Below are 13,241 nucleotides of genomic sequence, written 5' to 3' on the forward strand. Positions count from 1 at the left end.
TAGGAATATTATCTCACATGAGGAATCCGGTGTGAATCCCTTAATTCAGGAAAGTTGATAATTTAGGCAGTTTTGATCATTGTTTTTGATCTACTGCTATGGCTTTGATGCCATCCATCGCGTCGGCCAATCCGGGCAGCATAACTTCAGAGCGGCCATAAAGCTCTTGGCTGTTACCGTCTGTTCGGCCTGTCATATAATGCCGTGCTTCTTCCGGCACCCTGTCGCGGCGGCAAAGGTCTTCAAACAAATGACGCCAGCCATGGTTAGGTGAAAGTTCCGGGTGTTCTTCTAAGGTTATGATTCCACGCACCCATGATGACATGCGGGGTTGCACGTCAATTTCGTCTTTCGTCTCGCCTTTAAAGAGACGGCCAGCCGGGGCAGTTTCAACAAACTTGATCAAGCCTTCAGCGACTAGGGCAGGGTGAACCGGAATACGCCGCTCGCTGCTCGCGTTCTTCAGCTTACGGCCACCTGCTGTTGTCACTTTCCAAAACCAGCGGTCGCCAACTTTGAAAAAGTCCTCTTTAAGCAAGGCACCGGCTTCGCTCACACGCATACCCGAGTAGGCGCATAGCCAAGGTAGCCAACGGAACAAAGGGCGTGTTTCCTTACGGGCGGCTGCGAGAACGCGGCTTGCCTCATCCATCGTGTATGCGCGTAAGTGGGAGGGGGTTGTTTGATAGTCTGGTAGTTTCACGCCAGTTAGGGGATTGCCAGCGGGAAAGAAATTAGCCGGATCGTTCGATCTGCCCCAATTCATGACGGTGCGCACATTTTGGAAACGGGCTTTTACGGTCCGATTTGCTAATTCGCCAGTATCTTGCATGGCTTCAATCCATGCTTTGCCTTCAGCGGCGGTCACGGTTAGAGCATTCTTGTTCTTTCGCCATTTGCAAAAGGCTTTGCAATCATCGCGATATTTCTTTGCTGTGCGATCTGGAAGGGGTTTTGCGTCTCTGCCACGGGCGCGGCGTTTCGCTTCGTCGTCAATAATGGAATCGAATGTGAGGATTTCAGTCTCTGAGTCTGCTTCAGCTTCAGCTTTCACAAGGATAGGGTGCGTAGGTGCGCCGCTAAAATCACCTTCGTTGCGCTCGTATCGCCGCGCAACAGCCTCATAGGATGCTACGCAAAGGGCTTGCGCGATAGTGCGCCATTCCGTTGTCCCTTTAACTGCATTCATATTGCCGGATATTCGAGCGCTTTCGATCTGAGCGCCTACAAGCCGTTCTAATTCATCGTCTGATAGTTTCCCTGCGAAGCCATCGCGGTAAGGGTGTGCATCATAAACCGGATCGGGATCGATTTGAGCATATCGGTGATCATGGGCGCGTATCTCGCCATCAAAAGCGATCTGACTTTGATAATCGCGAAGTGCTATCTGCTGCGCTGTCATGGGGTAGGGGAGCGGATTGCTAACTTGTCCGGTTGCTGCCTCATGCTTTTGCCGGGCAATCCCAATCTGCTTTTGCAGTGAAGCGACGGCAGCAGCATGATTTCTTAGAGCGGTGCGCCTGTCGCCGCCTAACTGAATCTCAAGTTCTGATTTGTTTTCGAGAAAAGGCCGGAGGTTCACCGGAACAACGATTCGAGCCGAATAACGACCGTTGCGCTCTTTCCAGTGACGAATATTGCCAGCCATCGCCAAACCCCATTTTGTGACGCGTTTTGTGACGTCAATATGGGGAAAAGACCATATAGTGCAAGGGGATATAATGATTTCAATAGGATAAATGGTGGGCGATGAGAGACTCGAACTCCCGACATCTTCGGTGTAAACGAAGCGCTCTACCAACTGAGCTAATCGCCCGGCTAACTTGTCAGCCGCTGTGAGAGCCGTTTAGGCTGTTCGTTTGGATAGTGCAAGCGTAAAAATTAGAAAAATGCATTTTTTTAATTCTCCGGCTAAAAAATATGAGCTCTCTGGGGATAACTCCTATGAAAGCTATAATTCGGCGAGCCTAAAATGAGGTGACTCGTGGGTAGCATCAAAAATGCGATCCCTTTTTCTGTTTAATTTGAATGCCTTCCGATTGAATGAAGCGCGTTGAGGGTGAGTTCCCATATATACAAGCGCGTAAAATCGGCTCTTTTAGAATAAAATCAAAATTCTTCTTTTTTCTTCAGATCACTCGCTTGACACTGGTGAGAGAACATCTTAAACGACCGCTCACACCGAACGGAAACGCCGGTGACTATCCAGCCAAATGGCTGAAAATGAAATGCGCGGGTGTAGCTCAGTTGGTTAGAGTGCCGGCCTGTCACGCCGGAGGTCGCGGGTTCGAGCCCCGTCACTCGCGCCATTTTCATTCAGAAAACAAATCTTAAATTTCTGAAGAAAATGGCGCACATCGCAAATTTATTTCCTTTGGATATACAAATGATTTCTGATGTGGCCTGCTGCTTGAAACACAGCGCTTACGCGTCGGGCATCTTTATTGCGTGCGCGATTAAAGCTTGTCGTTGAAACGTGTGAATCGCTTTTCCGATAAGGGCATGCGTGAAAAGAGTTAGAACAGATGCTGTGGCGCTTAATAAGCTCGCTCTCAGCTTCATCGTCGCTTGTGTGGGGCAGGGCTATTTTGTTTTCCGCTTCCAGGAAAGATAAGCTACAGAGAATATCCCGGCCAAAACAACTAAAATGTCGCCGCTGGTGAGCAAATATGTGCTCATATCGCCCTCCTGGGATTTTGTATCGGTGTTCTTTGTTATTCTGCGCTGACGGCATATTCAGGGTTTGATTCCAAATGCCCCCGCAGAACGCGATTATGTCTGAGGCACAATCCTAAAAGCTGCTGTCGAATTGCTGAAGGCAATTGAATCCTGACCGCGAATCTCTGGGGCTAATTTATTTTAAGAATCGTACCGACGGCGACGGGATTTTTCTTCTGGTCACATCATGGCATTGCGACGACGAAATGAAGGAGTTTTAAACTCTATATATAACTGCAAATGGCGCCCTATATATAAAGAGTGTTTAGCAGCGTTATTTATCGGAAGTCTCGCCAAGTCTGACGCGTTACGAACGGCGGCCGATGCAGGATATGAATCAGAGATGACGGCGCTGGTTTCTGGGCGGCGCCATCGAAAATATCTTCAACGAGATCAGTCGATTTTAAATCGATTGATTCTATTCGCCTTAAAATGGCGAAAGATCGTTCATCTCTATTTCCTCACGAAATTATGATGATTTCATGCTATATCAAATTTGGGTAGCATATATGGGCTTGCGGATGGTGCTTATTAAGCATCTTGAGCGCACTATACCCGCTTGATCGCGCTGGAGGGCTTGCGCTCGCGTGCATGCTGCGCTAACCGTCCAGCCAAATACTTAAGTTCGCACGGCATGCCCTTGAAGCTGCTTGAGGCGACGAGGTCGCAAGAGATGCAATGTGTCGCATGGTGGTAAGCTCTAAAAAGCTTATTACAGGCGGCGTCGCCTCGTATTCAAGCCGGATAAGGACCATGAACGAGCTTTTAAGTTCCTATTTGCCGATTGTCATCTTTCTCGGCATTGCGATGGTAATTGGTGTAGCCCTTCTGGTTGCGCCGTTTCTTGTCGCGTACAGACAGCCAGACCCGGAAAAGCTTTCAGCTTACGAGTGCGGCTTCAATGCTTTTGATGATGCTCGCATGAAATTCGACATCCGTTTCTATCTGGTGTCGATTCTCTTCATCATCTTCGATCTCGAAGTCGCCTTCCTGTTCCCATGGGCTGTGTCCTTTGGTGAAATCGGCTGGTTCGGTTTCCTGTCGATGATGCTTTTCCTTGGCGTTCTGACCATCGGCTTCATCTATGAATGGAAGAAGGGAGCCCTCGAATGGGATTGACCGGAACAAATCAAGCGTCTGGATCGACACTCATTGCTCCGCAACCAAAAGGCATTCTTGACCCACGCACGGGCAAGCCTGTTGGTTCCGATGATGCGTTTTTCAACGATCTGAACAGCGAACTGTCCGATAAGGGTTTCATCGTCACATCTGCTGACGCTCTGATTACCTGGGCACGTACTGGATCGCTGATGTGGATGACCTTTGGTCTCGCATGTTGCGCTGTGGAAATGATGCATATTTCCATGCCGCGTTATGATGCTGAGCGCTTTGGTATCGCGCCGCGTGCGTCACCGCGTCAGTCTGACGTTATGATCGTTGCAGGCACGCTGACCAACAAGATGGCTCCGGCTCTGCGCAAGGTCTATGACCAGATGCCAGAGCCACGCTATGTCATTTCGATGGGTTCGTGCGCAAATGGTGGCGGCTACTACCACTACTCGTATTCCGTAGTGCGAGGCTGTGACCGTGTTGTTCCGGTCGATATCTATGTGCCGGGCTGTCCTCCGACGGCTGAGGCGCTGCTTTATGGCATTCTTATGCTTCAGAAGAAGATCCGCCGCACAGGTACGATCGAGCGCTAAGCGGACCTTTTGGTCTCAATGGTGCAATAAGGTTTGTTAGAACTCGATCTGTTTTCCCAAGGATGGATCGGGGTCTAAAAAAGGAAGTTAGAGATATGAGCGAAGAAGCTCTTGGTGAACTTTCCGGCTATATTAAAGAACGTCTCGGCGATGCGATCGAAGAGGCGAAGCTGGCCTATGGCGAGCTGACGCTGTCTATTCCGGTTGCAAGCCTGATTAATGTTCTGACATTCCTGCGCGATGACGTGCAGTGCCAGTTCATTAATTTGACGGATATTTCCGGCGTTGATTATCCACAGCGCGCCAAGCGTTTTGACGTTGTTTATCAGTTCCTTTCACCACGCCAGAACCTGCGCATTCGTGTGAAGGTTCAGGCTGATGAGGACACGCTGGTTCCTTCTGCTGTGTCGGTGTTTGTCGGCGCCGAGTGGTTTGAGCGCGAAGCTTACGACATGTATGGCATTCTGTTCTCCGGTCACCCTGATCTGCGCCGCATTCTGACCGATTACGGTTTTGAAGGTCATCCGCTGCGTAAAGACTTCCCGACCACTGGTTTTGTCGAAGTTCGTTACAGCGATGAAGCCAAGCGCGTCATTTATGAGCCTGTCATGCTGAGACAGGAATTCCGCAATTTTGACTTTCTCTCGCCATGGGAAGGGACGGATTACGTCCTGCCGGGCGATGAAAAAGCCAAGACGAACTGAGCGACAGGAAGCTAAACATGGCTGAGACTCAGGTCCGCAACTTTAATATTAACTTTGGTCCGCAGCACCCTGCTGCGCACGGCGTTTTGCGTCTTGTTCTTGAACTCGACGGCGAAGTCGTGGAACGCGTCGATCCGCATATTGGTCTGCTGCATCGCGGCACCGAAAAGCTGATGGAAACGAAGACCTATCTTCAGGCTTTGCCTTATCTCGACCGCCTCGACTACGTGGCGCCGATGAATCAGGAACACGCCTATGCTTTGGCTGTAGAGCGTCTGCTTGGCATTACAGTGCCGAAGCGTGGTCAGCTGATCCGTGTTCTTTTCTCGGAAATCGGTCGTATTCTGAACCATCTTCTGAACGTGACCACTCAGGCTATGGACGTTGGTGCACTGACGCCGCCGCTCTGGGGCTTTGAAGAGCGCGAAAAGCTAATGGTGTTCTACGAGCGCGCTTGTGGCGCACGTATGCATGCTGCTTACTTCCGTCCGGGTGGTGTTCATCAGGATATTCCTGATCAGCTCGTTGAAGACATCGGCAAATGGATTGATCCGTTTCTCGCAACGACGCTGACGAACCTCGACAATCTTATTACGCCAAACCGTATTTTCAAGCAGCGTAACGTCGACATCGGCGTTGTTTCGCTCGAAGATGCATGGGCTTGGGGCTTCTCGGGCGTCATGGTTCGCGGTTCGGGTGCAGCATGGGATCTGCGTAAGTCGCAGCCATATGAGTGCTACAACGAAATGGAATTTGATATTCCAATCGGTAAGAACGGCGACTGCTATGACCGTTACCTGATCCGTATGGAAGAAATGCGCCAGTCGGCGCGCATCATGCGCCAGTGCGTTGATCTTCTGCTTGGCAAGGAACGTGTTGGTCCTGTTTCGCACACCGACAACAAAATTGTGCCGCCAAAGCGCGGCGAGATGAAGCGCTCGATGGAAGCGCTCATCCATCACTTCAAGCTTTACACGGAAGGCTACCATGTGCCTGCCGGTGAAGTTTACGCAGCAGTAGAAGCGCCAAAAGGTGAATTTGGCGTCTTCCTCGTGTCGGATGGCTCCAACAAGCCATACCGCTGCAAGCTGCGCGCGCCGGGCTTTGCCCATCTTCAGGCTATGGATTTCCTGTGCCGCGGCCACATGCTGGCTGACGTGTCGGCAATCCTTGGCTCGCTCGATATCGTGTTTGGTGAGGTTGACCGCTGATGTCCGTTCGCCGTCTCGCAGATGATGCCGTCCAGCCGGCTGGTTTCGCTTTCAACGCGGAAAACCAGGCTTGGGCGCACAAGACGATCGCAAAATACCCGGAAGGCCGTCAGCAGTCGGCTGTTATTCCGCTGCTCATGCGTGCGCAAGAGCAAGAGGGATGGGTTACAAAAGCTGCAATCGAATATGTAGCTCACATGCTCGACATGCCGCTGATCCGCGTTCTGGAAGTTGCAACCTTCTATACGCAGTTCCAGCTGAAGCCAGTTGGAACCCGCGCCCACATTCAGGTTTGCGGCACTACACCATGCATGTTGCGTGGCTCGGAAGCGCTGATGGATGTTTGCCGTCATAAAATCCACCACGATCCTTTCGAGCTGAATGCCGAAGGCACGCTGTCGTGGGAAGAAGTTGAGTGTCAGGGCGCTTGCGTCAATGCGCCGATGGTCATGATCTTCAAGGATGCTTATGAAGACCTGACGCCTGAACGTCTTGCTGAAATCATCGATACGTTTGAAGCAGGCAAGGGCGACACAGTTAAGCCGGGTCCACAGGATGGCCGTATCACGTCTGAACCCATGGGTGGACTGACGGCTCTGACCGAAGATCTCGACTACAAACAGGTTGGTCTGGAAACCCGTAAGGCATCTGATGCCGCAGTTGCTAAAGCCAAGGCAGAAGCCGAAGCAAAGGCAAAGGCTGAAGCAGAAGCCGCAACCAAAGACGGAAGCAGGTGAGACATGCTGGCTGATAAAGATCGCATCTTCACCAATATCTATGGCTTTAAAGACCAGTCGCTGAAAGGCGCAATGTCACGTGGCCATTGGGATAACACCAAGGGCTTCATCGAAAAGGGCCGTGACTGGATCATCAACGAAATGAAGGCATCAAACCTTCGTGGACGTGGTGGTGCAGGCTTTCCGACTGGCCTGAAATGGTCGTTCATGCCGAAGGAAGTGACGGATCGTCCGCATTACCTCGTCGTGAATGCCGATGAATCCGAGCCAGGCACCTGTAAGGACCGCGAAATTCTGCGCCACGATCCGCACACGCTGATCGAAGGCTGCGTTATCGCCGGTTGTGCAATGAGTGCGCACACCGCTTACATCTATTTGCGCGGCGAATTCATGCGTGAGCGTGAAGCGCTGCAGGCAGCAATTGATGAGTGCTATGATGCTGGCCTTCTGGGTAAGAACAATAAGTGCGGCTGGGATATGGATATATTCCTTCATCACGGCGCTGGCGCTTATATCTGCGGCGAAGAAACCGCTCTGCTCGAAAGCCTTGAAGGCAAGAAGGGCCAGCCACGTCTGAAGCCTCCGTTCCCTGCGAATATGGGTCTTTATGGCTGCCCGACGACTGTTAACAACGTTGAATCGATTGCTGTTGCTCCGACAATCTTACGTCGTGGTGGTGCATGGTTCTCGTCGATTGGCCGTCCGAACAATGTCGGCACCAAGCTGTTCCAGATTTCTGGTCATGTGAACACGCCTTGCACAGTTGAAGAAAGCCTCGGCATCACCTTCCGCGAGCTGATCGAAAAGCACGCTGGCGGTATTCGTGGTGGCTGGGACAATCTGCTCGGTGTTATTCCCGGCGGTGCATCCTGCCCTATCATCAAGGGCGAAGACATGATGGACGCCATCATGGACTTTGATGGCATGCGCGAAAAGAAATCTTCGTTCGGCACCGGCGGCGTGATCGTCATGGACAAGTCCACCGACGTCATCAAGGCAATTGCGCGTCTGTCAGCTTTCTTCAAGCATGAAAGCTGCGGCCAGTGCACGCCTTGCCGTGAAGGCACCGGTTGGATGTGGCGCGTCATGGAACGCATGGTCAAGGGTAACGCGCAGAAGCGCGAAATCGACATGCTGCTCGACGTTACCAAGCAGATTGAAGGTCATACGATCTGCGCGCTTGGTGATGCTGCTGCATGGCCTATTCAGGGTCTGATCCGCAACTTCCGTCCGGAAATTGAAAAGCGCATTGATGATTATACACGCAACGCCGTTCAGAGCCGCAATATCCGTCTGGAAGCAGCGGAATAGGGCTTAGGCATTGTGTAGTGCAGCCCACCTCCCATGGGCTGCAAGTGAGTTTGACATCTGGAAGATGCGGCAAGAGCCGCAGGTTTGGATAAGCGATGGCAAATATTAAGGTTGACGGCACAGAGATCGAAGTACCCGATCACTATACGCTCCTTCAGGCTGCCGAAGCCGCGGGGGCTGAAGTCCCGCGTTTTTGTTTCCACGAACGGCTTTCCATCGCTGGAAACTGCCGCATGTGCCTTGTTGAAGTGAAGGGCGGACCGCCAAAGCCGGCCGCATCCTGCGCTATGGGTGTTCGCGATTTGCGTCCTGGCCCGAACGGCGAAGCACCTGAAATTTTCACCAACACGCCTATGGTCAAGAAGGCCCGCGAAGGCGTGATGGAATTCTTGCTCATCAACCATCCGCTCGATTGCCCGATTTGCGATCAGGCTGGTGAGTGCGATCTGCAGGATCAGGCCATGGCGTTTGGTACTGATGGCTCGCGCTATCGCGAAAACAAGCGTGCGGTTGAAAACAAGTATATCGGCCCACTCGTCAAGACGGTTATGACGCGCTGCATTCACTGCACGCGCTGCGTTCGTTTCACAACCGAAGTGGCTGGCATTTCTGAATTGGGCCTCATTGGTCGCGGTGAAGATGCTGAAATCACCACCTATCTTGAACGCGCAATGACCTCGGAACTGCAGGGCAACGTGATTGACCTTTGCCCGGTTGGTGCTCTGACCTCGCGTCCATATGAATTTCAGGCACGTCCGTGGGAACTGAACAAGACAGAAACCATCGACGTGATGGACGCTGTTGGTTCAAACATCCGCGTTGACACTCGTGGCCGTGAAGTGATGCGTATCATGCCGCGCGTCAATGAGCAGGTGAACGAAGAGTGGATTTCCGACAAGACCCGCTTCATCTGGGATGGTCTGCGCACACAGCGCCTTGATCGCCCATATGTTCGCAAGGGTGGCCGTCTGGTTGCTGTCACGTGGCCAGAAGCTTTTGCAACAATCGCTGCAAAGGTTTCTTCGACTTCAGCTGATAAGATCGGCGCAGTTGCTGGTGATCTGGCTTCGGTTGAAGAACTCTACGCTCTGAAAAACCTCATCGGATCGCTCGGCTCGAAGAATATCGACAGCCGTCAGGATGGCGCAGCACTTGATCCGGCTCTCGGTCGTGCAAGCTATCTCTTTAACACAACGATCGAAGGCATTGAAAATGCTGACGCTCTTCTGATTATCGGTTCCAACCCACGCGTTGAAGCTGCTGTTCTGAATGCGCGTATTCGTAAGCGTCAGCGTATGGGCCATTTCCCGATTGCTATGATCGGTGAACAGGCTGAACTGCGTTACGACTACGAATATCTTGGCGCTGGCGCAGATACACTGGCGGCTGTTGCTGCTGGCAAGAATGCATTCCGTGACGTATTGGCTAAGGCAGAGCGTCCGCTGATCATCGTTGGTCAGGGTGCATTGACCGGCGAAAACGGTGCAGCTGTTCTCGCTCAAGCTGCAAAGCTTGCACAGGATGTTGGCGCGATCAGCGCCGAGTGGAACGGTTTCTCGGTTTTGCACACAGCCGCTTCCCGCGTTGGTGCTCTTGATCTCGGTGTTGTTCCGGGTGAGGGCGGCAAGGCTGCGAACGACATGCTTGGCAATCTTGATCTTGTGTTCCTGCTTGGTGCAGACGAACTCGACATGACCAAGAAAGCATCGAGCTTCGTTGTCTATATCGGCACACACGGCGATGCCGGTGCACATGCCGCTGACGTTATTCTTCCGGGTGCAGCCTATACCGAAAAGTCGGGTACATGGCTCAACACGGAAGGTCGCGTTCAGCTTGGCAACCGTGCTGGCTTTGCTCCGGGCGAAGCTAAGGAAGATTGGGCAATCTTGCGCGCTCTTTCTGACACGCTCGGCAAGCGTTTGCCGTTTGACAGTCTTTCGCAGCTTCGCGCCAAGCTCTATGCAGACTTCCCGCATATGATGGCGATTGACACGATTGCTCCTGCAAATGCAGACGATCTGTCGGCGCTTGCAGCAAAAGCATCTAACCTTTCTGGCGGCGCTGCGTTCGTTTCGCCGGTCAAGGATTTCTATCTGACGAACCCAATCGCGCGTGCTTCCGCTGTCATGGCCGAGTGCTCGGCGCTTGCGGCCGGCAGCTTCCAACAGGCAGCTGAGTAAGCGAGAGAGAGACGGAATAATGGACGGAATTTTTGCAGCTTACGTCTTGCCTGCGCTGATCATAGCGCTGAAGTCGGTCGTTCTGCTTGTCGTATTGCTGATCGTCGTGGCTTACCTGCTTTATGCGGATCGTAAGATCTGGGCAGCCGTGCAGCTTCGCCGTGGACCAAACGTTGTTGGTCCTTGGGGTCTGTTTCAGGCTTTCGCCGATCTTTTGAAGTTCGTCGTTAAAGAGCCGATCATTCCTTCGGGCGCGAATAAGGGTGTGTTTCTTCTCGCACCTTTCATTTCGGCGGTTCTGGCGATGGCAACATGGGCAGTCATCCCGGTCAATGAAGGCTGGGCGATTGCAAACATCAATGTCGGCATTCTCTATATCTTCGCTATTTCTTCGCTTGAAGTTTATGGCGTGATTATGGGCGGCTGGGCTTCGAACTCGAAGTATCCGTTCCTGGGTGCACTTCGTTCGGCAGCGCAGATGGTCTCTTATGAAGTGTCGATTGGCTTTGTGATCGTTACGGTTCTGCTCACAGTTGGCTCACTCAACATGACAGACATTGTGCTTTCGCAGAATACGGGTCTTGGCACATCGCTAGGTCTGCCTGCTTCGTTCCTCGATTGGAACTGGCTGGTTCTGTTCCCGATGTTCGTGATCTTCTTCATTTCGGCGCTTGCTGAAACGAACCGTCCGCCATTCGATCTTGTCGAAGCTGAATCCGAACTCGTGGCCGGTCATATGATCGAATATTCGTCCACGCCGTTCCTTCTGTTCTTCCTCGGCGAGTATGTGGCGATCACGCTGATGTGCGCCCTGATGACCACACTCTTCCTTGGCGGCTGGTTGCCTCCGGTTGACGTATGGTTCCTCAACTGGGTTCCGGGCATCATCTGGTTCATGCTCAAGCTCTGCTTCTGCTTCTTCCTGTTCGCAATGGTGAAGGCTTTTGTACCGCGTTATCGTTATGACCAGCTGATGCGTCTGGGTTGGAAAGTGTTCCTGCCAATTTCGCTTGGTATGGTTGTTCTGACCGCAACCGTCATCAAAGTCTTCGATCTGGTGTAAGGAGAAAGATAAATGGCTTCATTCGCACAGGCCGCGAAATCCCTCCTTCTCAAGGAATTCGTTGCGGCTTTCTTCCTCTCCATGCGCCAGTTCTTCGCGCCAAAAGCGACGCTGAACTACCCGCATGAAAAGGGTCCGATTTCGCCTCGTTTTCGTGGCGAGCATGCACTGCGCCGTTACCCAAACGGTGAAGAACGCTGCATCGCTTGTAAGCTTTGCGAAGCGATCTGCCCGGCACAGGCTATCACCATTGAAGCGGGTCCACGCCGCAATGACGGTACGCGCCGCACGGTTCGTTACGACATTGATATGGTGAAGTGCATCTATTGCGGTTTCTGTCAGGAAGCCTGTCCGGTGGATGCAATCGTTGAAGGTCCAAATTTCGAGTTTGCGACCGAAACCCGCGAAGAGCTTTACTATGACAAGGACAAGCTCCTTGCCAATGGCGATCGCTGGGAACGCGAAATTGCGCGCAACATCGCAATGGATGCGCCATATCGCTGATTGGTATTGCTGAAACGCGGTTTCAGCATCCGGTTTGAAAAGCGGCAACAAGAAGGGGCGGCCCATCTTGTTGCTGGAATTTAAGTTTCGCGATTATTCGCGGCAAACAAAGACTAAAGCGGATGAAGCAATCAGGCTTTGTCCACGGAAAGGTGTTGGGGGATCCCCATGCTGACAGGTATTGCGGCAGCGTTCTTCTATCTGTTCGCCTTTATCATGATCGCCAGTGCGTTCATGGTAATTGCGGCACGCAACCCCGTGCATTCGGTACTGTTTCTCATCCTCGCTTTCTTCAATGCAGCGGCGCTGTTCCTGCTGACGGGGGCCGAGTTCCTCGCCATGATTCTGCTCGTCGTTTATGTCGGTGCTGTGGCGGTTCTCTTCCTCTTCGTCGTCATGATGCTGGATGTTGACTTCTCCGAATTGAAGCGCGGTGCGCTGCAATATGCGCCGGTTGGTGCTCTGGTTGGTCTGATCCTGCTGGGCGAGCTGATTGTTGTATTTGCGGGTTCGATGTTCACGCCTAAACTGGGGCAGGGTGCGGTTCCAATCCCTGACGTTGCTGAACGCACCAACACTGCTGCCCTCGGCGACATTCTTTACACTGACTTTGTCTTCCACTTCCAGATTGCTGGGTTGGTCCTTCTGGTCGCCATGATCGGTGCGATTGTTCTGACGCTGCGGCACAAGCCGAATGTCAAGCGCCAGTCGATTTCGGATCAGGTTGCTCGTACGCCTGAAACGGCGATCGAGATCAAGCAGGTCGAAACAGGCAAGGGCATCTGAGGAAAAGAATATGGAAATCGGTATTTCTCATTATCTGACCGTATCAGCCATCCTGTTCACCCTTGGCGTCTTCGGTATCTTCTTAAACCGTAAGAACGTCATCGTTATCCTGATGTCTGTCGAATTGATCCTTCTCTCGGTCAATCTCAATTTTGTGGCGTTTTCTTCTGTGCTTGGCGATATGGTCGGGCAGGTTTTCGCGCTGTTCGTTCTGACCGTTGCGGCTGCGGAAGCAGCTATCGGTCTCGCAATCCTCGTTGTTTTCTTCCGTAATCGCGGTTCCATCGCGGTGGAAGACGTCAATGTTATGAAAGGTTGACGGGC

Annotated in this window: 12 protein-coding genes and 2 tRNA genes; 12 read left to right on the forward strand and 2 right to left on the reverse strand. The window is 52.3% G+C overall.

Annotation, left to right across the window (positions count from 1 at the left end; genetic code table 11):
• Positions 1–76 precede the first annotated feature (76 nt).
• Both U2P60_RS13700 and U2P60_RS13705 read right to left on the reverse strand, forming a co-directional pair.
• Positions 77–1,648 carry an integrase gene (locus tag U2P60_RS13700; protein ID WP_413573037.1) on the reverse strand — a complete coding sequence of 524 codons (1,572 nt, stop codon included), beginning with the start codon at positions 1,646–1,648 and terminating at the stop codon, positions 77–79.
• Positions 1,649–1,740: 92 nt separating this feature from the next.
• A tRNA-Val gene (locus U2P60_RS13705) sits at positions 1,741–1,816 on the reverse strand.
• Positions 1,817–2,232: 416 nt separating this feature from the next.
• Between U2P60_RS13705 and U2P60_RS13710 the strand changes: the two genes are divergently transcribed.
• From U2P60_RS13710 to nuoK, 12 genes are all read left to right on the forward strand, one after another.
• Positions 2,233–2,309: transfer RNA gene (locus U2P60_RS13710), tRNA-Asp, on the forward strand.
• Positions 2,310–3,471: 1,162 nt separating this feature from the next.
• Positions 3,472–3,837 (forward strand): NADH-quinone oxidoreductase subunit A, encoded by a 366-nt coding sequence (locus tag U2P60_RS13715; RefSeq protein WP_094506957.1) that lies wholly within the window; start codon positions 3,472–3,474, stop codon positions 3,835–3,837.
• A complete protein-coding gene (locus U2P60_RS13720) occupies positions 3,828–4,421 on the forward strand; it encodes a NuoB/complex I 20 kDa subunit family protein (protein ID WP_024897475.1) in 594 nt (197 codons plus the stop codon). Before U2P60_RS13715 ends, U2P60_RS13720 begins: the two co-directional genes overlap by 10 nt.
• A gap of 95 nt (positions 4,422–4,516) precedes the next feature.
• Complete coding sequence (locus tag U2P60_RS13725; RefSeq protein ID WP_413573038.1) at positions 4,517–5,125, forward strand: NADH-quinone oxidoreductase subunit C; 609 nt, start codon at positions 4,517–4,519, stop codon at positions 5,123–5,125.
• A 17-nt stretch (positions 5,126–5,142) separates the two neighbouring features.
• The gene (locus U2P60_RS13730; protein ID WP_250039645.1) at positions 5,143–6,336 is read left to right on the forward strand and encodes an NADH-quinone oxidoreductase subunit D; all 1,194 of its coding nucleotides are present in this window, start codon (positions 5,143–5,145) and stop codon (positions 6,334–6,336) included.
• Positions 6,336–7,073, forward strand: a complete 738-nt coding sequence (gene nuoE, locus U2P60_RS13735) for an NADH-quinone oxidoreductase subunit NuoE (RefSeq protein WP_313828366.1) — start codon at positions 6,336–6,338, stop codon at positions 7,071–7,073. Before U2P60_RS13730 ends, nuoE begins: the two co-directional genes overlap by 1 nt.
• 3 nt (positions 7,074–7,076) lie before the next feature.
• A complete protein-coding gene (gene nuoF, locus U2P60_RS13740) occupies positions 7,077–8,384 on the forward strand; it encodes an NADH-quinone oxidoreductase subunit NuoF (RefSeq protein ID WP_007874542.1) in 1,308 nt (435 codons plus the stop codon).
• Between the two features lie 95 nt (positions 8,385–8,479).
• Entirely contained in the window at positions 8,480–10,564 is a 2,085-nt protein-coding gene (gene nuoG, locus U2P60_RS13745) for an NADH-quinone oxidoreductase subunit NuoG (protein WP_413573039.1), read from the forward strand.
• Positions 10,565–10,583: 19 nt separating this feature from the next.
• Positions 10,584–11,627: an NADH-quinone oxidoreductase subunit NuoH gene (nuoH, locus tag U2P60_RS13750; RefSeq protein WP_310010423.1), complete on the forward strand. Its 1,044-nt coding sequence runs from the start codon at positions 10,584–10,586 to the stop codon at positions 11,625–11,627.
• A gap of 12 nt (positions 11,628–11,639) precedes the next feature.
• Positions 11,640–12,131, forward strand: a complete 492-nt coding sequence (gene nuoI / locus U2P60_RS13755) for an NADH-quinone oxidoreductase subunit NuoI (protein ID WP_094506964.1) — start codon at positions 11,640–11,642, stop codon at positions 12,129–12,131.
• A gap of 168 nt (positions 12,132–12,299) precedes the next feature.
• On the forward strand, positions 12,300–12,917 hold the full coding sequence (locus U2P60_RS13760) for an NADH-quinone oxidoreductase subunit J (protein ID WP_250039649.1): 618 nt from the start codon (positions 12,300–12,302) through the stop codon (positions 12,915–12,917).
• A gap of 10 nt (positions 12,918–12,927) precedes the next feature.
• Positions 12,928–13,236, forward strand: a complete 309-nt coding sequence (gene nuoK, locus U2P60_RS13765) for an NADH-quinone oxidoreductase subunit NuoK (RefSeq protein ID WP_007874552.1) — start codon at positions 12,928–12,930, stop codon at positions 13,234–13,236.
• Positions 13,237–13,241 lie beyond the last annotated feature (5 nt).

This window comes from Brucella sp. H1_1004 (assembly GCF_047308065.1).
GTDB lineage: Bacteria > Pseudomonadota > Alphaproteobacteria > Rhizobiales > Rhizobiaceae > Brucella > Brucella pseudogrignonensis_B.